The organism is Kocuria sp. CPCC 205260 (assembly GCF_040981045.1).
GTDB classification, from domain to species: Bacteria; Actinomycetota; Actinomycetes; order Actinomycetales; family Micrococcaceae; genus Kocuria; species Kocuria palustris.
Genome location: NZ_JAVKPT010000099.1, coordinates 1 through 526, shown reverse-complemented (window position 1 = coordinate 526; position 526 = coordinate 1). Strand labels below are relative to the sequence as shown.

Sequence of the window (526 nt, the reverse complement as noted above, 5' to 3'; positions counted from 1 at the left end):
CATCAGACTTAAACGATGATGGCATTATCAGGTTGTATCAGGTATTCGATGCAGGCGACCGCATTCTAGAAATCAACGAAGTAGATGATATTCCATTCGAGACCTTCTGTCCTTATCCGATTCCTGGAACAATCTTCGGTGAATCAGTTTATGACATCACTAAAGATATTCAGGATCTTCGTACAGCGTTAATTCGTGGTATGATTGATAACATCCATAAGGCTAACTATGGTCGTTATACAGCCTTGGCTGGTGCATATGATCGTCGATCCCTTCTGGATAATCGTCCTGGCGGTGTTGTTGAAATGGATCGTCCAGATGCTGTAAATCTGATGCCATATCACAACCTTCCTAACGGTATTGATGCTCTGTTGGGTATGACCGACGAAGTAAAAGAGATGCGCACAGGCGTAACCAAGCTGGGTATGGGTATTAATGCTGATGTATTCAAGAATGACAACGCTTATGCGACTATTGGCTTGATGATGAATGCAGCACAGAACCGTATTCGTATGGTTGCACGTAA

General features: G+C 43.2%; 1 protein-coding gene. It reads left to right on the top strand.

Annotated elements, in window-relative coordinates; all coding sequences use genetic code 11:
• A partial coding sequence (locus tag RF645_RS13385) for a hypothetical protein (protein WP_368819282.1) occupies window positions 1-526 on the top strand: 526 nt, incomplete at both ends.